This is a genomic window from Sphingomonas faeni (assembly GCF_024273235.1).
Classification (GTDB): Bacteria; Pseudomonadota; Alphaproteobacteria; order Sphingomonadales; family Sphingomonadaceae; genus Sphingomonas; species Sphingomonas faeni_A.
Genome location: NZ_JANBVH010000003.1, coordinates 141,309 through 157,305, shown reverse-complemented (window position 1 = coordinate 157,305; position 15,997 = coordinate 141,309). Strand labels below are relative to the sequence as shown.

The window sequence follows — 15,997 nt, the reverse complement described above, 5'->3', positions numbered from 1 at the left end:
GCGCGACCAAGATGACTCAAATCGCGCTGCCACTCGGGTGGCCGGCGGACCCTCGCGACGACGCCTTCCTGGTTACCCCCTCCAACTCGCGGGCCGTCCATACGCTGGAGCACTGGGCGACCTGGCCCGTCATGACCGCCATCCTCACCGGCCCGCGCAAATCGGGCCGCAGCCTGCTCGCGCGGATCTTCGCGGCGAAGAGCGGCGGGACGATCATCGACGATGCCGAGCGCGTGCCCGAGGCGCAGCTTTTTCACGCCTGGAACCGCGCGCAGGAGGAGCACAAGCCGTTGCTGATCGTCGCCGACGCCGCGCCGCCCGAATGGAAGGTGAAGCTCCCCGATCTCCGCTCGCGTCTCGCGGCCAGCCCGATCGCGGCGATCGGTGCGCCCGACGACGAACTCATGCGGCTCCTGCTCGCGCATCTGTTCGAGCGGCGCAGCCTCGACGCGCGACCCGATCTGATCGACTGGCTCGCGACCAGAATCGAGCGCAGTCATATTACCGTAACGCGAACCGTCGATGCGCTCGATCAGGAGGCGATGGAACGTCGCAAGCGCTTGTCCATTCCTCTGGCACGAACCACACTCACCGAGGCCGGGCTGATCCTCCGGCCACAGCTCGCCCTGGATCTGCCGCTCTTCACGTCACCATAGACCCCAAGAGGACCGATGAACCGTCCAGCGCATATCGTCCGCCAAGCGGAAGACGACGACGATCCCATCGGCGCAGAGCCGAACGACCGGTTCTTCAACCGCGAACTCTCCTGGCTGGCGTTCAACCGCCGCGTGCTGGAGGAGGCGTGCAATCCTGCGCATCCGCTGCTGGAGCGGCTCCGCTTCCTGTCGATCTCGGGCTCGAACCTCGACGAGTTCTTCATGGTCCGCGTCGCCGGCCTGAAGGGGCAGCAGACGCAGGACGTCGACCGGCGCTCGGCCGACGGGCTCACCGCGGGCCAGCAGCTGACCGCGATCGTCCGCGAGGCGGACGAACTGATGGCGAGCCAGCAGGCGGTGTGGGGCGACCTGCGCGTGCTGCTCGACGAGGCCGGCTTGTTCGTCCTGCGGCGCGATGCGGTCGAGGGCGAGGCCGACGAGTGGCTCGAAACGCATTTCCGCGATCAGATCTTCCCGATCCTGACCCCGCAGGCGCTCGATCCGGCGCATCCGTTCCCGTTCATCCCGAACCGCGGCCTGTCGGTGATCTTCGACCTCGTCCGCCGTTCCGACAACGAGCCGGTCCGCGAACTGGTCATGCTCCCACACACGATGACGCGCTTCGTCCGCCTCCCCGGCGAACCCGCGCGCTACATCTCGATCGAATCGATCCTGAAGCGGTTCGCGCCGGTCCTTTTCCCCGGCTACGAAGTCCTCGCCGCCGCCAGCTTCCGCGTGCTGCGCGACAGCGACATGGAGATCGAGGAGGAGGCGGAGGACCTCGTCCGCTACTTCGCCAACGCGATCAAGCGCCGCCGCCGCGGCCGCGTGATCCGTCTGGAACTCGAAACCGGTATCCCCGACGTGCTCGCCGCGGTCCTCAAGGACGAACTCGGCGGCGCGGATGCGATCATCACCGAGAGCGGCAACCTGCTCGGCATCGTCGACCTCGACGGCCTGGTCGACGAGGATCGCCCCGACCTGAAGTTCCCGCCCTTCACGCCGCGCTTCCCCGAACGCATCCGCGAATTCGGCGGCGACTGCTTCGCGGCGATCAAGGCCAAGGATATCGTCGTCCACCACCCGTACGAGACGTTCGAAGTGGTGCTCGCCTTCCTGAAACAGGCGGCGAACGACCCCGACGTCGTCGCGATCAAGCAGACGCTCTACCGCGCCGGCAAGCAGCCCGCGGTCATCAACGCGCTGATCGCCGCCGCGGAGGCGGGCAAGTCGGTCACCGCGGTGGTCGAGTTGAAGGCGCGGTTCGACGAAGAGCAGAACATGGTCTGGGCCTCCGCACTGGAGCGCGCAGGCGTGCAGGTCGTCTACGGTTTCATCGACTGGAAGACGCACGCCAAGGTATCGCTGGTCGTCCGCCGCGAAGGGCAGGCGTTCCGCACCTACTGCCATTTCGGCACCGGCAATTACCACCCGGTCACCGCCAAGATCTACACCGACCTGAGCTTCTTCACCGCCGACGCCGCGGTCGGGCGCGATGCGGCGCAGATGTTCAACTACATCACCGGTTATGTCGAGCCGACCGACATGGCGAAGGTCAGTCTCAGCCCGCGCGATCTGCGCCAGAATTTGATGAACCTGATCGACGTCGAGATCGCCAACGCGCGCGCCGGCAAACAGGCGGGCGTCTGGGCGAAGATGAACTCGCTGGTCGACCCCGCGGTGATCGAGAAGCTCTACGAGGCAAGCGGGGCAGGGGTCGAGATCGACCTCATCATCCGCGGCATCTGCTGCCTGCGCCCCGGTGTACCCGGCCTGTCCGAGACGATCCGCGTGAAGTCGGTAATCGGCCGGTTCCTGGAGCACAGCCGGATCTGGGCGTTCGGGAGCGGCAAGGCGCTCCCCAATGACGGCGCCAAACTCTTCATCTCGTCGGCCGACTGGATGCCGCGCAACTTCGACCGCCGCGTCGAATATATGCTGCCGATCCTCAACCCCACCGTCCACGACCAGATCCTCGATCAGGTCATGGTCGCGAACCTGATCGACAACGAGCAGAGTTGGGAGCTAGGCCCCGACGGCGAATATAGCCGCGTCGATCCCGGCGACCGCCCGTTCAACCTGCATCGGTATTTCATGACCAATCCGTCGCTTTCCGGCCGTGGCGCCTCGCTCGCGACCAGCAATGCCGTGCCGACTCTGTCGCTTCGGCGAAAACGATGAGCGTCACGAATATCCTGTTCGGTAATTCCACGCCCAAGGCCGAAACCGACGATCACCCGCGTACGGGGATCATCGACATCGGCTCGAACTCGATCCGCCTGGTCGTGTATCAGGGCCCGCCACGCCTGCCCGCGATCCGGTTCAACGAGAAGGTTCTGGCCGGGCTCGGACGCGGGCTCGCGGCGACGGGCGCGATCGAGAAGTCGGCGCTGAAGACGGCGCGCGTCGCCCTCGCGCGGTTCGCCGCCGTGGCCAAGGAAATGGAATGCTCCACGCTCCGCACGGTCGCGACGGCAGCGGTACGTGATGCGAAGAACGGCGGCGAACTCATTGCTACAGCTGAACAACTAGGACTCAAGGTCGAGACGCTCTCGGGCGAACAGGAGGCCAGCGCCGCCGGCTACGGCGTCCTATCGGCGATCCCCGATGCGGACGGCATCGTCGGCGATCTTGGCGGTGGCAGCCTGGAACTCGTCCGCGTCCGCCGCGGCAGGATTGAGGACCGCGTCTCGTTCCCGCTCGGTGTCCTCCGTATCGGCCCGCTTCGCGCAAAGCGTGGCAAGGTGCTCGAACGCTACGTCGCGCGGCTGGTTCGCGAGGCTGGCTGGACGGCGAAGGGGCAGGGACTTCCGCTGTATCTCGTCGGTGGATCGTGGCGCGCGCTGGCGCGTCTGGACATGGAGCTGTCGGACTATCCGCTGCCGATCATCCACCAGTATCCGATGACCGCCGCGACGATCACCCGGCTCAGCCGCACGATTCCGCAGCTCTCGAAGCCGCGCCTGAAGGCAATCCCCGGTCTTTCGTCCGGCCGTACGTCCACGCTGGCCGACGCCGCCGCGCTGCTCGGTGTGCTGATGCGCCAGCTCGGCAGCAAGACGACAGTGGTATCGGCATACGGCCTGCGCGAAGGGCTGCTCTACGGCGACTTGGAGCCCAAGACCCGCGTACTCGACCCGCTGATCGTCGCCGCCCGTGAAGAAGGGCGTCTCCTGGGTCGCTTTCCCGAGCATGGCGACCTGCTCGACCGCTGGATCGCCCCGTTGTTCGTGACCGAAGCGCCTGCGCTGGCGCGCATCCGCCACACCGCCTGCCTCCTCGCCGACGTAGGCTGGCGCGCCAACCCCGAGTTCCGCGCCGAACGCGGCGTCGAGATCGCGCTCCACGGCAATTGGGTAGCAATCGACGCCCCGGGCCGGGGAATGCTCGCCCAAGCGCTCTACACGAGCCTCGGCGGAGATTTGGCGGCGGCGGATCCGGTTGGGCGACTCGCAACGCCGGCAGCTGTGAAAAGCGCAACGGCCTGGGGACTCGCGATGCGCCTCGGCCAGCGTATGAGCGGAGGCTTGGCCGGTCCGCTTAAGCGCTCCAGCCTTTCCGACGACGGCGTGTTCTTGACCCTGACGCTACGCCCAGACGATCGCGGCCTTTACGGCGAAGCGGTAGAACGTCGGCACACCGCGCTGGCGACGGCGTTAAGTCGCAAACCCTCGTTGGCACTCAGCTAAATTCCTCCCCTGGCAGGGGAGGTGGCAGTCCGCAGGACTGACGGAGGGGTATCGCGCTATCGAGAGGGAGGCACCCCTCCGTCTGGCAAGTGCCAGCCACCTCCCCTGCAAGGGGAGGATACCGAGCAGACTCAAGCGCAGGTAAAACGCTCGATCCGGCCCTTCGCGTCGACGTACACATTCAGCCGGTCAGGCCGGAAATCCATCGTGACCGCCGTATTCGGCGCGATCCAGCGGAGCGTCCGCGAGCCCGACCGAGTCTGCATCACGTCCGCCCGGGCATCGCTCGCGCGCTTCCCGACCAGATCACCCAGCGAATCGGCATTGCACGCGGCCGCAACCGGCGGAGCGGCCGGCGACTCACCGCGCATCTCGACCGGCGTACACGCCGCCGAAGCCAGCAAGGCTGCGACAAGAACGACTTTCATGCGGCATCCTCCGTACGTGTCATCTTCAGCTTGCCGCCAATGACCGCAAACGCCAGTCGTCCCTCGACCAGATCGAGTGCATCGCGCCCGAACTGATCGAACCGCCAGCCCTCCAGCATCGGCAGCCCGGTGCGAACGCCCGCCGCGAGGGCTTCGAGTTCATCCGTCCGCGCCAACAATTTCGACGCGACATCAATGTCTCGCGAGCGGATCTTGAGCAGCAGCTTCAAGAGGTCCGCGACCAGCGATCCCTCCTTGCCGAGCCCCGGCTTGCGATCGTCGCGCGGCGGCAGCTCGTCCTCGCCAAGCGGCTGCGCACTCTCGATCGCGGCCATCAGCCGTCCGCCGATGTCGTTGCCTGCCCATGTCGCCGACAACCCACGCACGCGCGCTAGGTCGGCCTGTTTGCGCGGCGGATGCCCCGCCATGTCGCCCAGCGTCTCGTCCTTGACGATCCGGCCGCGCGGCAAGTCCTTCGCCTGCGCCTCCAGTTCACGCCACCGCGCCAGCGCCTTCAGTCGCCCCAGCACCTCGGGCTTGCGCCCCGAAATCCGCACGCGCTTCCACGCCAGATCGGGATCGTTCGCGTAATTCGCGATATCGCCGAGCCGCTCCATCTCCTGGTCGAGCCACACCCCGCGCCCCGTCTTGCGCAACCGCTCCAGCATCTTCGGGAAGATCTTCGACAGATGCGTGACGTCGCCGATCGCATATTCGATCTGCCGCTCGTCCAGCGGCCGCCGCGCCCAGTCGGTAAACCGCGCGCCCTTGTCGACCGCGATGCCTAGCCAGCTGTCGACGAGGTTCGAATAGCCGATCTGCTCGCCTTGCCCCAGCGCCATCGCCGCGACCTGCGTGTCGAACAGCGGGAAGGGCGTCTTGCCGGTCAAATTATAGACGATCTCGATATCCTGACCGCCGGCATGGACCACCTTCAGCACATCGTGATTCTCGACGAGCAGGTCGAGCAACGGCTTCAGGTCGATGCCCGGCGCCATCGGATCGATCGCGGCGGCTTCCTTGTCGTCGGCGATCTGGATCAGGCAGAGTTCCGGGTAATAGGTGCTCTCGCGCATGAATTCGGTGTCGACGCACACATAGTCGGCGTCGGCCATGCGCGCGCACAGATTGGCGAGCGTGGCACTGTCGGAGATAAGCGGGTGGATATGCATGGACCGTCCATAGCGAGGCGTGTCCGCCTTGACAAAGGCGGGTGAGGAAGGGAAGCGCGAGGCATCCAATTCCCGTCATCCCAGCGAAAGCTGGGATCTCCCGTCGCAGGGCGCACCCTTGCCGCACGAGATCCCGGCTTCCGCTGGGACGACGTATGAGAGACGAGACACATGCACGCCTATCGCACCCACAACTGCGCCGCCCTCCGCCCCGAACAGGTCGGTGAAGAGGTCCGTGTCTCCGGCTGGGTCCACAAGAAGCGCGATCACGGCGACCTCGTCTTCATCGATCTGCGCGATCACTACGGCATCACCCAGATCGTCACCGACGTGTCCGGCCCGGTCTTCAAGGTCATCGAGGGCCTGAAGAGCGAGAGCGTCGTCACGATCACCGGCAAGGTCACCGCAAGGGCACCCGAAGCGGTCAACCCGAACCTGCCGACCGGCGGGATCGAGATCCGCGCGACCGCCGCGACCGTCCAGTCGATGGCCGGCGAGCTGCCGATGCCGGTCGCGGGCGAGGCCGAATATCCCGAAGATATCCGCCTGCGCTATCGCTACCTCGATCTGCGTCGGGAGCGGCTTCACGCCAACATCATGCTCCGCAGCCAGGTGATCACGTCGCTGCGCAACCGCATGAACGCGCAGGGCTTCACCGAATTCCAGACGCCGATCCTCACCGCGTCGTCGCCAGAAGGCGCACGCGACTATCTGGTGCCGAGCCGCGTCCATCCGGGCAAGTTCTATGCGCTCCCGCAGGCGCCGCAGATGTTCAAGCAGCTGCTGATGGTCGCCGGCTTCGACCGCTATTTCCAGATCGCGCCGTGCTTCCGCGACGAGGACGCCCGCGCCGATCGTTCGCCCGGCGAGTTCTACCAGCTCGATTTCGAGATGAGCTTCGTCACGCAGGACGACGTGTTCAATGCGATCGAGCCCGTCCTGCACGGCGTGTTCGAGGAGTTCGCGGACTGGCAGGGCAAGGGCCGTCAGGTCTCGGCATTGCCGTTCAAGCGCATCCCGTACCGCGAATCGATGCTGAAATACGGCAGCGACAAGCCCGACCTGCGCAACCCGATCCTGATCCACGACGTCGGCCATCACTTCGTCGATTCGGGCTTCGGCCTGTTCGCAGGGATCGTCGCCGGCGGTGACGTGGTCCGCGCGATCCCCGCGCCGAACACCGCCGACAAGAGCCGCAAGTTCTTCACCGACATGAACGACTGGGCACGCGCCGAGGGTCATGCCGGGCTCGGCTACATCACGCAGAAGAACTGCGAACTCGGCGGCCCGATCGCCAAGAACCACGGCGAGGAAGCCACCCGCAAGCTGATCGCCGAGATGGGCCTCGGCCCGAACGACGGCATCTTCTTCGCCGCCGGCAAGGAACTCCCCGCCTCCAAGCTCGCAGGCGCTGCGCGTGCGCGGATCGGTGCCGATCTCGGCCTGATCGACGAGAACCGGTTCGAATTCTGCTGGATCGTCGACTTCCCGATGTTCGAGTATGACGAGGACGCCAAGAAGATCGACTTCAGCCACAACCCGTTCTCGATGCCGCAGGGCGAGATGGAGGCGCTGGAAACCAAGGATCCGCTCGATATCCTTGCCTATCAGTACGATATCGTCTGCAACGGCGTCGAGCTGTCGTCGGGCGCGATCCGGAACCACCGGCCCGAGATCATGTACAAGGCGTTCGAGATCGCCGGCTACACGCAGGCCGATGTCGACACCAACTTCGCCGGCATGATCAACGCGTTCAAGGTCGGCGCGCCGCCGCATGGCGGCTCTGCACCGGGGATCGACCGGATGGTCATGCTGCTCGCCGGCGAGCCGAACATCCGCGAGGTCGTGCTGTTCCCGATGAACCAGAAGGCCGAGGACCTGATGATGGGCGCGCCGAGCCCGGTCAGCGCCAAGCAGCTGAAGGAACTCAACATTCGCCTGACGGTCGATGGTCCGAAGGACGTGACGAAGGCGGTCGCGCCGAACGCAGGCTGATCAATCTGAGTGATGGAGCGCAGCGCATGACGATACACCTGGCCGACTACGAAGCCGGCGACGCGTATGACGGCAAGTACAAGCATGACCTGACTGCGCTCCAGAAGCGGCTCGAACATATCCAGGTCGCGCATATCGTCGGCGGTACGCGCGCGATCGTCATGTTCGAGGGCTGGGACGCGGCTGGCAAGGGGGGCATCATCCAGCGGCTCTCCGCCGAATGGGACCCGCGCAACTACAAGGTCTGGCCGATCGCAGCCCCCACCGCGGACGAGAAGGCACATCATTTCCTTTGGCGCTTCTGGCACCGGCTGCCTGCCGACGGCCACATCGCAGTGTTCGATCGCAGCTGGTACGGTCGCGTCCTCGTCGAGCGCGTCGAGGGTTTGGCCAGCGAGACCGAATGGCGTCACGGCTATGACGAGATCAACGCGTTCGAGGCGCAGCAGGTCGAGAGCGGGACGACGCTGATCAAGCTGTTCATCCATACCACGCAGAAGGAGCAGGATCGTCGCCTGAAAGCGCGGCTCGACGATCCGTGGAAGCATTGGAAGACGGGCCTCGACGATTATCACAACCGCTCGCGCCGGAAGGACTATCTGGAGGCGATGAATGAGATGTTCGCACGCACTGATACTGCAACGGCACCGTGGACGGTGATCGACGGCAACGACAAGAAGGCGGCCCGCATCGCAGCGCTGACGGTGATTGCCGATCGCCTCGAAGCCGGCGTGTCGATGATCCCGCCGCCGATCGATCCGAAGGTGAAGCGCGTGGCGGAAAAGGCGCTCGGGCTTTGACGGCGGTCGATCCCGCAGCCGGACCAAGTCACCGAAGAAACGCGTGATATCTCGCGCAAAACCGCATGCATGTTGTCTCGGGTAGCCGGCATCGCTATCTCGCTCCCATGAACGAGATGACCCCGATCGCCGTCCCGCGTGCCCGCAAGCCCGATTGGATCCGCGTCAAGGCGCCGACCTCCGCGGGCTTCGCGAAAACCCGCGAGCTCATGCGGTCGAAAAGCCTCACGACGGTGTGCGAAGAGGCCGCGTGCCCGAACATCGGCGAATGCTGGTCGAAGAAGCATGCGACGGTGATGATCCTCGGCGATACCTGCACGCGCGCTTGCGCGTTCTGCAACGTGAAGACCGGCATGCCCCGCGCAGTCGACCGGATGGAGCCGCAGAACGTCGCCGACGCCGCCGCGCAGATGGGTCTCAACCACATCGTCATCACCTCGGTCGATCGTGACGACCTGCCCGATGGCGGCGCGTCGCAGTTCGTGAAGGTGATCCAGGCGATCCGCGCGTCGAACCCGACGACGACGATCGAGATCCTGACGCCTGACTTCCGCAACAAGGCGCAGGCCGCGATCGAGTCGATCGTCGAGGCGCGTCCCGACGTCTACAACCACAATCTCGAGACCGTCCCGCGGCTCTATCCGACGATCCGCCCGGGCGCGCGCTACTACGCGTCGCTGCGCCTGCTGGAGAGCGTCAAGAAGCACGATCCGTCGATTTTCACCAAGTCCGGCGTGATGCTCGGGCTCGGCGAGGAGCGCCTGGAGATCCATCAGGTTATGGACGACATGCGCTGCGCCGACATCGATTTCCTGACGATGGGCCAGTATCTTCAGCCCACCCCGCGCCACGCCAAGGTCGCCGAGTTCGTGCCGCCCAAGGCGTTCGACGCCTATGCCTCGATCGCGCGCGCAAAGGGTTTCCTACTGGTCGCATCGTCGCCGCTGACCCGGTCGAGCTATCACGCCGGCGATGATTTCGAGCGGTTGCGGGCGAATCGTGACGCGAAGCTGGGCGTTGCGCGCATCTGATGCCGAAGCATTCCGAAACGCGTCATTTGCCCTACACTCCTGAGCAGATGTTCGACCTGGTGGCCGATGTCGGTCGCTATGCCGAGTTCCTGCCCTGGGTCAGTGCGATGCGGGTGCGCTCGAACAGCGAGACCGAGACGCTCGCCGACATGATCGTCGGGTTCAAGGGCCTGCGCGAGACGTTCACGTCGCGCGTGCAGAAGGTCCGCCCGAGCGAACTGAACGTTGATTATGTCGATGGACCGCTAAAGTATCTGCGCAACGAATGGCATTTCCGGCCCGAGCCTCAGGGCTGCGCGGTCGATTTCACCGTCGACTTCGCGTTCAAGAACCGGATGTTCGAGATGATCGCCGGCCAGGTTTTCGGCGCTGCACTGCGCAAGATGATCGGCGCGTTCGAGACTCGCGCCGCCGAGCTTTACGGCGCCGGGTCTTCCGGGGCCGGTGCGTCCGGCAGCAAGAGTTCGAGCGCACACAACGCGGCCTGAAGCCGGATCCCGCCACGACCGAGATCGCCGAAATCCCTGCGATCGGCATGGACGTCGGACGGGTCGCGACCCTTCTCGGCGCGACCGAATACAACGGTGCCGACCGGCTTCTTGAGCGACCCCCCGCCGGGCCCCGCCACGCCCGTGATCGCCACGGCGATGTCCGCGCCCGACTGCTTCAACGCGGCCTGTGCCATGCTCCACGCGACCGCGATCGAGACCGCGCCAAACGTTTCGAGCACGTCGGAACTGATCTTCAGCACGCCGAGCTTGGCTTCGTTCGAATAGGTGACGAAGCCCACTTCGAACACGTCCGACGATCCGGGGATTTCCGTCAGCGCGGCCGCGACGAGGCCACCGGTGCAGCTCTCGGCGACCGCGACACGGCGCCCGATCGCGCGGTTCTGCTCGACGACCTTACGCGCGGCGTCGACCAGTTCGGGGGGAAGGATGGTATCCATCAGCGAGTCTCCACCGGGCACAGCAGCATCGCCACCGCGGCGATATCACCGCCGCGCGGCTTCTGCGATTTCAGGTACCGCAACGTCTCCACGACGATGGCCGCGGTGTTGCGGGGCGGCAAGGGTTGAAGCAGCGTCAGCATCCGGTCGATCGTCCCGCAATCGCGCGTCGCGATCCGCCCGACGATCTGCGGCACCAGCAACGTCGTCAGCAATGGCCGCGCGAACTCCGAATCGAGCATCGCGTCGACCGCAGGATCGCTCAGCTTTACGATCGCCGCGCGAGCGGACGGCCAGGCGCGGTCGGACTCGATCTGATAGCGATCTATCAGCGCACTCGACTGCCGCCGGATCAGGCTGGCGGCCGGGAGTTGCGCCGCGCAGACGCGACCGGTTTCGCGGAGGATGTCGGGCATCGCGACGAGCGTCAGCGATTCGGCCTCGGGCCCGGTGATGCAGCGGGGTTGCGCAGCCGCCGGGCTGGCGAGAAGCGCGACGGCGGCCAGCGCGGCGCCGATCCTCATGCGGGCCGTCATGCCGGCGCTCCGGGCACGCGGACGGTTGCGACGGCCTGTGCGGCGATGCCTTCGCCGCGGCCGGTGAAGCCGAGTCGCTCGGTCGTCGTCGCCTTGACGCTGACCCGATCGAGCGTGAGCCCGAGCAGGTCGGCGATCCGCGCGGTCATCGCGGCACGGTGCGGGCCGATCTTAGGTGCCTCGCACATGATCGTCAGGTCGACGAAATCGATCCGGCCGCGCTTGTCGGCAATCAGCTTTGCCGCGTGCTGGAGGAATTGCGCGGAGTCGGCGCCCTTCCATTGTGGGTCGCTCGGCGGGAAATGCGTGCCGATATCGCCGGCCGCGATCGTGCCGAGCAGCGCGTCGGTCAGCGCGTGGAGCGCCACATCCGCGTCGCTATGCCCAGACAGCCCCTTGTCGTGCGGGATCAGGACGCCGCCGAGCCAGAGTTCCTCGCCGGTTTCGAGCCGGTGGACGTCGAAGCCCATCGCGGTGCGGGTTTCATACGCGACACGCGCCTCGGCGGCCGCGAAATCTTCGGGGTGGGTGACTTTCTCGAGCATAGCCGAGCCCTGCACCAACGCGACGCCGACGCCAAGCCGCCGCACCATCTGCGCGTCGTCGGTGGCTTCCTCGTCTTCGGGCCAGACGGCATGCGCGGCGCGTAACGCCTCCACGGAAAACGCCTGCGGAGTCTGCACGCGGTTGAGGTCAGCGCGGGCCACGATGTCCCCAAGCAGCACGGTGCCGCGCGCAAGCGTATCGGTCACCGGGAGGACCGGAATGGCCGCGTCCCGAGTCTTCAGGGCGGTGACGAGCGAATCGATGATTTCGGCGGAGAGGAAAGGGCGGGCCGCGTCGTGGATCAGCACGTGCGTCGCGTCGCCGATCGCCGCGAGTCCGTTCGCGACCGACTCGCGGCGCGTGGCTCCGCCGATGACGGTTCTTACGCCGCTGCCGAGCGACTCGGCGGCAAGAGCCTGCTGCCCTTCACCGATGATGACGATCGTCTCGGCAATCGCGGGATGCGCGGAAAACGCGTCGTAGGAATAGGCGATCATCGAACGCCCGGCGATCAGCGCGAACTGCTTGGGAACCGATCCCCCGGCGCGCACGCCGGTTCCGGCGGCGACGATGATCGCAACGATACGGTGTGCCTGTGTCATCGTCGCGACCTAGCGGTTCGACCGGAGGCTCGCCAGTCTTGCGACCGAGCGCGGGACAGGGTAGGGCGATGCCTCTTTTTCAGGCACATCCATGCGTAATCTATCCCCCATCCAGATCGGTCCCGTCCGGATCGAAAGCCCCGTCGTGCTCGCGCCGATGACCGGCGTCACCGACATGCCGTTCCGCACGCTGGTGCGACGCTATGGCTCGGGCCTCAACGTCACCGAGATGGTGGCGAGCCAGGCCGCCATCCGCGAGACCCGCCAGTCGTTGCAAAAGGCGGCGTGGGATCGGCTCGAGGAACCGGTGTCGATGCAGTTGATCGGCTGCACCCCGTACGAGATGGGCGAGGCTGCCAAACTCAGCCAGGATCGCGGCGCGGCGATCATCGACATCAACATGGGCTGTCCGGTGCGGAAAGTCGTCAACGGCGATGCGGGCTCGGCGCTGATGCGCGATACTAAGCTCGCCAGCGCGATCATCGAGGCGACCGTCAAGGCGGTCGACGTTCCCGTGACGCTGAAGATGCGAATGGGCTGGTGCCATGACAGCCTCAACGCGCCCGACCTCGCGCGGATCGCCGAGGATCTCGGCATCAAGCTGATCACCGTCCACGGCCGCACGCGCAACCAGATGTACAAGGGCAATGCCGACTGGGGCTTCGTCCGCAAGGTCAAGGATGCGGTGAGCGTGCCGGTGATCGTCAACGGCGATATCTGCACGATCGAGGACGCCGAAGCAGCGATGGACCAGTCGGGCGCGGACGGCCTGATGATCGGTCGCGGCAGCTATGGTCGCCCGTGGGTGCTCGGCCAGGTCATGGAGTGGTTCGCCACCGGCCGCCGCATCGAAGACCCGTCGATCACCGAGCAATATGACGCGATCGCAGGCCATTACGAGGCGATGCTCGAACATTACGGGATCGAGACCGGCGTCAACATGGCGCGCAAGCATATCGGCTGGTACACTAAGGGCCTGCCCGGATCGGCCGAGTTCCGCAACAAGGTGAACCAGATTCCCGATCCCAAGCAGGTCAAGGCGATGCTCGCCGAGTTCTACGCTCCCTGGCGCGACCTTGCAGCGGCCTGACACGCACTCTCGGGTACGGCCGGGTTTTGCGGAACTGTTCGCGGCGCTCCCGGTCGCCGTCGTCGTGGTCGATCCGAATCAGCGCGTCGCGCATGCCAATGCGCTCGCCGAGCAACTGCTGAACCTGTCGGAGCGGCTGATGATCGGGCAGCCGCTCGACGCGATCATCCCGCCGCCCGACGATCCGCGCAATCGCGACGGGCACGGGCTCGCAGTGTACGACACAGAGATGTCGACTGCGCGCGGCGGCAAGATCCGGGTCGATTTCGCCGAGACGCAGATTGCCGACTACCCGGGCTGGCGCGCGATCACGCTGCATTCCGCGGCGACCTCGCGGCGGCTCGGCCATTCCGCCGACCGCGCGGCCGGCGCGCGTGCGGCCGTCGGTGCGGCGGCGATGCTGGCGCACGAGATCAAGAACCCGCTATCCGGCATCCGCGGCGCCGCGCAGTTGCTCGGCGCGGGCGAACTGACGACGCTGATCGTGACCGAAGTCGACCGGATCGCGGCGTTGATCGACCGGATGCAGGATTTCAGCGACACGCGTCCGCTGCCGCTCGCCAGCGAAAACATCTACCCGTTGCTCGGCCATGCGCGTCGGCTGGCGCTCGCGGGGTTCGCGCGCGGGATTTCGATCGAGGAACGCTTCGATCCGTCGCTCCCGCCCGCGCAGATCAATCGCGATGCACTGCTCCAGATCGTCATAAATCTACTCAAGAACGCACGCGAAGCCGTTCGAAACGAACGCGAACCTCGGATCGTGATGACGACCGCCTACCGCCACGGCATCACCGTCAGTTCGGCCCCCGGCAAGCCACGCCTGCCGCTGCCGATCGAAATCTGCGTGTTTGACAACGGTCCCGGTGCGCCTGCCGATATCGCCGATCATCTGTTCGATCCGTTCGTGTCCGGCCGGCGCGAAGGGCAGGGGCTGGGTCTCGCGCTTGTCGACAAGCTGACCCGCGACATGGGCGGGATCGTCCAATACGCCCGCGAAGGTGCGCCCGAAATGACCGTTCTGCGTCTGCTGCTCCCGAGGGCGGCATCATGAGTACGGTTCTGGTCGTCGACGACGACGCCGCGATCCGGACTGTCGTCGCGCAGGCGTTGCGTCGTGCGGGCCATGAGGTGTCCGTGGCCGACAGCCTCGCGCAACTCGAACGCGCGCTCGCCGCGTCGCTCCCCGATGTTCTCGTCACCGACGTCATTCTTCCGGACGGCGACGGTATCGATCATGTCCGCAGCGTTGCCGCGCGCTTTCCCCTGCTGCCGATCATCGTTCTCTCAGCGCAGAACACGCTGACCACTGCGGTCCGCGCGGCTGAGGTTGGCGCATATGAGTATCTGCCCAAGCCGTTCGACCTCGACGTGCTGGCCCGCGCGGTCGCCGGTGCGCTCGCGCGTGGCGGGATGGTGTCGGAGGACGCGCTCCATGACGAGGACCGCGCACTGCCGCTGATCGGGCGATCGGCGGCGATGCAGGACGTGTACCGGGTCATCGCGCGGGTCGTCTCGAACGACCTGACCGTGCTGATCTCGGGCGAATCGGGCACCGGCAAGGAACTCGTGGCGCGCGCGATCCACGATCTCGGCCCACGCAACGCCGCGCCGTTCGTGGCGATCAACATGGCTGCGATCCCGCGCGAACTGATCGAGGCCGAACTGTTCGGGCATGAGCGTGGCGCATTCACCGGCGCGGCGACGCGCAACGCCGGCCGGTTTGAACAGGCGTCGGGCGGCACATTGTTCCTCGACGAGATCGGCGACATGCCGATGGAGGCGCAGACCCGCCTGTTGCGCGTGCTCCAGTCGGGCGAGTTCACCAGCGTCGGCGGCGCGCGGACGATCCGCGTCGACGTCCGGATCGTCGCCGCCACCAACCGCGATCTCAACGCGCAGGTCGCCGCCGGGCATTTCCGCGAAGACCTGTTCTACCGCCTCAACGTCGTCCCGATCACGCTGCCCGCGTTACGCGAGCGCCGCCAGGATATCGCGTTGCTCGCCCGCCATTTCCTCGACCATGCCGCGATGCAGGGCCTTCCGCGCCGCCAGCTCGGCAGCGATGCGCTCACCGAACTCGGCGCGCACGACTGGCCGGGCAACGTCCGCGAACTCGAGAACCTGATGCGCAGGCTGGCGGTGCTGGCACGCGACGAAGTGATCGGCGCCGACGCGATCCGCACGATGATCGGCACGCACGCGGTCATCGGCGAACCCGCCGACATCGAGATCGGCCACGCCGTTCGCGCGATGATCGAGCGGATTGCACGGGAAAACCCCGCCGCGCTCGACGACGGTACGCTGTACGACCGCGTGATCGGCGAGGTCGAGCGCCCGCTGATCGAGGCGATGCTGGCGCGCCACGGCCAGAACCAGCTCCGCGCCGCCCGCGCGATGGGGATAAACCGCAATACCCTGCGCAAGCGCCTCGATACGCTCGGCATCGATATCGGCCATGGCGGGAGCGAGACGCAGCGGCCCGAAGAGACGGAACGTCGCTGAC

The 15,997-nt window shown here is 66.2% G+C and carries 15 protein-coding genes; 10 read left to right on the top strand and 5 right to left on the bottom strand.

Features of this window, described 5'->3' with window-relative positions:
- The first annotated feature begins 11 nt into the window (after positions 1-11).
- The 3 genes from NLI89_RS02530 to NLI89_RS02520 are packed head-to-tail and all read left to right on the top strand — an operon-like array spanning position 12 to position 4,345.
- Positions 12-656, top strand: a complete 645-nt coding sequence (locus NLI89_RS02530) for an HdaA/DnaA family protein (protein ID WP_254685573.1) — start codon at positions 12-14, stop codon at positions 654-656.
- Between the two features lie 15 nt (positions 657-671).
- A complete protein-coding gene (locus NLI89_RS02525; protein WP_254685572.1) occupies positions 672-2,837 on the top strand; it encodes an RNA degradosome polyphosphate kinase in 2,166 nt (721 codons plus the stop codon).
- The gene (locus NLI89_RS02520; RefSeq protein WP_254685571.1) at positions 2,834-4,345 is read left to right on the top strand and encodes a Ppx/GppA family phosphatase; all 1,512 of its coding nucleotides are present in this window, start codon (positions 2,834-2,836) and stop codon (positions 4,343-4,345) included. Before NLI89_RS02525 ends, NLI89_RS02520 begins: the two co-directional genes overlap by 4 nt.
- A 131-nt stretch (positions 4,346-4,476) precedes the next feature.
- On the opposite strand, the gene NLI89_RS02515 is transcribed toward NLI89_RS02520, so the two are convergent.
- Both NLI89_RS02515 and rnd read right to left on the bottom strand, forming a co-directional pair.
- On the bottom strand, positions 4,477-4,773 hold the full coding sequence (locus NLI89_RS02515; RefSeq protein WP_254685570.1) for an I78 family peptidase inhibitor: 297 nt from the start codon (positions 4,771-4,773) through the stop codon (positions 4,477-4,479).
- Complete coding sequence (gene rnd / locus NLI89_RS02510) at positions 4,770-5,945, bottom strand: ribonuclease D (RefSeq protein ID WP_254685569.1); 1,176 nt, start codon at positions 5,943-5,945, stop codon at positions 4,770-4,772. Before rnd ends, NLI89_RS02515 begins: the two co-directional genes overlap by 4 nt.
- A gap of 171 nt (positions 5,946-6,116) precedes the next feature.
- Between rnd and aspS the strand changes: the two genes are divergently transcribed.
- The 4 genes from aspS to NLI89_RS02490 all read left to right on the top strand — a co-directional run bounded on the left by aspS (position 6,117) and on the right by NLI89_RS02490 (position 10,259).
- Positions 6,117-7,940, top strand: coding sequence for an aspartate--tRNA ligase (aspS, locus tag NLI89_RS02505; protein ID WP_254685568.1), 1,824 nt, complete (start codon positions 6,117-6,119; stop codon positions 7,938-7,940).
- A 26-nt stretch (positions 7,941-7,966) separates the two neighbouring features.
- A complete protein-coding gene (locus NLI89_RS02500) occupies positions 7,967-8,740 on the top strand; it encodes a polyphosphate kinase 2 family protein (protein ID WP_254685567.1) in 774 nt (257 codons plus the stop codon).
- Between the two features lie 107 nt (positions 8,741-8,847).
- Positions 8,848-9,771 (top strand): lipoyl synthase, encoded by a 924-nt coding sequence (gene lipA, locus NLI89_RS02495; RefSeq protein WP_192144670.1) that lies wholly within the window; start codon positions 8,848-8,850, stop codon positions 9,769-9,771.
- A complete protein-coding gene (locus tag NLI89_RS02490) occupies positions 9,771-10,259 on the top strand; it encodes a type II toxin-antitoxin system RatA family toxin (RefSeq protein WP_254685566.1) in 489 nt (162 codons plus the stop codon). The genes lipA and NLI89_RS02490 overlap by 1 nt, the downstream gene beginning before the upstream one ends.
- Here NLI89_RS02490 and NLI89_RS02485 read toward each other — a convergent pair.
- From NLI89_RS02485 to NLI89_RS02475, 3 genes are read right to left on the bottom strand one after another with little or no spacing between them, the layout of a single operon-like run.
- Entirely contained in the window at positions 10,190-10,720 is a 531-nt protein-coding gene (locus NLI89_RS02485) for a CinA family protein (protein WP_254685565.1), read from the bottom strand. The genes NLI89_RS02490 and NLI89_RS02485 overlap by 70 nt on opposite strands.
- Positions 10,720-11,256: a hypothetical protein gene (locus NLI89_RS02480; protein ID WP_254685564.1), complete on the bottom strand. Its 537-nt coding sequence runs from the start codon at positions 11,254-11,256 to the stop codon at positions 10,720-10,722. The genes NLI89_RS02485 and NLI89_RS02480 overlap by 1 nt, the downstream gene beginning before the upstream one ends.
- Positions 11,253-12,404, bottom strand: coding sequence for a bifunctional 2-C-methyl-D-erythritol 4-phosphate cytidylyltransferase/2-C-methyl-D-erythritol 2,4-cyclodiphosphate synthase (locus tag NLI89_RS02475; RefSeq protein WP_254685563.1), 1,152 nt, complete (start codon positions 12,402-12,404; stop codon positions 11,253-11,255). The genes NLI89_RS02480 and NLI89_RS02475 overlap by 4 nt, the downstream gene beginning before the upstream one ends.
- 91 nt (positions 12,405-12,495) lie before the next feature.
- Here NLI89_RS02475 and dusB point away from each other — a divergent pair, with 91 nt between their 5' ends.
- The 3 genes from dusB to ntrC are packed head-to-tail and all read left to right on the top strand — an operon-like array spanning position 12,496 to position 15,996.
- Positions 12,496-13,494 (top strand): tRNA dihydrouridine synthase DusB, encoded by a 999-nt coding sequence (dusB, locus tag NLI89_RS02470; protein WP_254685562.1) that lies wholly within the window; start codon positions 12,496-12,498, stop codon positions 13,492-13,494.
- Complete coding sequence (locus NLI89_RS02465; protein ID WP_302675572.1) at positions 13,481-14,545, top strand: two-component system sensor histidine kinase NtrB; 1,065 nt, start codon at positions 13,481-13,483, stop codon at positions 14,543-14,545. Before dusB ends, NLI89_RS02465 begins: the two co-directional genes overlap by 14 nt.
- A complete protein-coding gene (ntrC, locus tag NLI89_RS02460) occupies positions 14,542-15,996 on the top strand; it encodes a nitrogen regulation protein NR(I) (protein ID WP_254685560.1) in 1,455 nt (484 codons plus the stop codon). Before NLI89_RS02465 ends, ntrC begins: the two co-directional genes overlap by 4 nt.
- Position 15,997 lies beyond the last annotated feature (1 nt).

Coding starts and splice junctions, on each gene's coding strand:
- NLI89_RS02490 (WP_254685566.1), top strand. CDS start 9,771: ATGCCGAAGCATTCCGAAACGCGTCATTTGCCCTACACTCCTGAGCAG.
- NLI89_RS02485 (WP_254685565.1), bottom strand. CDS start 10,720: ATGGATACCATCCTTCCCCCCGAACTGGTCGACGCCGCGCGTAAGGTC.
- NLI89_RS02520 (WP_254685571.1), top strand. CDS start 2,834: ATGAGCGTCACGAATATCCTGTTCGGTAATTCCACGCCCAAGGCCGAA.
- aspS (WP_254685568.1), top strand. CDS start 6,117: ATGCACGCCTATCGCACCCACAACTGCGCCGCCCTCCGCCCCGAACAG.
- NLI89_RS02475 (WP_254685563.1), bottom strand. CDS start 12,404: ATGACACAGGCACACCGTATCGTTGCGATCATCGTCGCCGCCGGAACC.
- rnd (WP_254685569.1), bottom strand. CDS start 5,945: ATGCATATCCACCCGCTTATCTCCGACAGTGCCACGCTCGCCAATCTG.
- NLI89_RS02500 (WP_254685567.1), top strand. CDS start 7,967: ATGACGATACACCTGGCCGACTACGAAGCCGGCGACGCGTATGACGGC.
- NLI89_RS02525 (WP_254685572.1), top strand. CDS start 672: ATGAACCGTCCAGCGCATATCGTCCGCCAAGCGGAAGACGACGACGAT.
- NLI89_RS02530 (WP_254685573.1), top strand. CDS start 12: ATGACTCAAATCGCGCTGCCACTCGGGTGGCCGGCGGACCCTCGCGAC.
- lipA (WP_192144670.1), top strand. CDS start 8,848: ATGAACGAGATGACCCCGATCGCCGTCCCGCGTGCCCGCAAGCCCGAT.
- ntrC (WP_254685560.1), top strand. CDS start 14,542: ATGAGTACGGTTCTGGTCGTCGACGACGACGCCGCGATCCGGACTGTC.
- NLI89_RS02515 (WP_254685570.1), bottom strand. CDS start 4,773: ATGAAAGTCGTTCTTGTCGCAGCCTTGCTGGCTTCGGCGGCGTGTACG.
- NLI89_RS02480 (WP_254685564.1), bottom strand. CDS start 11,256: ATGACGGCCCGCATGAGGATCGGCGCCGCGCTGGCCGCCGTCGCGCTT.
- dusB (WP_254685562.1), top strand. CDS start 12,496: ATGCGTAATCTATCCCCCATCCAGATCGGTCCCGTCCGGATCGAAAGC.